The sequence below is a fragment of the Burkholderia sp. SIMBA_051 genome (genome assembly GCF_046534915.1).
GTDB lineage: Bacteria > Pseudomonadota > Gammaproteobacteria > Burkholderiales > Burkholderiaceae > Burkholderia > Burkholderia ambifaria.
Window position 1 is genome coordinate 1 of the sequence record NZ_JAWRXS010000297.1, and the last position, 270, is coordinate 270.

Here is a 270-nt window from a genome sequence, read left to right on the forward strand (position 1 = left end):
GCCGGGATGGGCGTCTCGATCGTTCCGCGCATCACGCTCACGTACTCGCGCTTCGGCGGTCGCGTGCTCGAGCTGTCGCCGCGGCTGCACCGGTCCGTGCGCTTGGCGTGGAAGGCGGCCGGCAACGCGGTCGTCGACGAATTCGTGGGGCTGGTCGACGCGCAGCGTGCCAGGACCGGGAAGACCGTCCGTACGCGGGCGAAGAAGGCGAAGTAGGGCGCCGGCCCGCGCGATGCAGACTGCTCATCAGAGGCTTGCAGTTTATTCATG

The 270-nt window shown here is 68.5% G+C and carries 1 pseudogene; it reads left to right on the forward strand.

The features are described 5' to 3' along the window. Positions 1-216 (forward strand): annotated as a pseudogene (locus SB771_RS34595) (LysR family transcriptional regulator); the annotation flags it as partial. Positions 217-270: the final 54 nt, after the last annotated feature.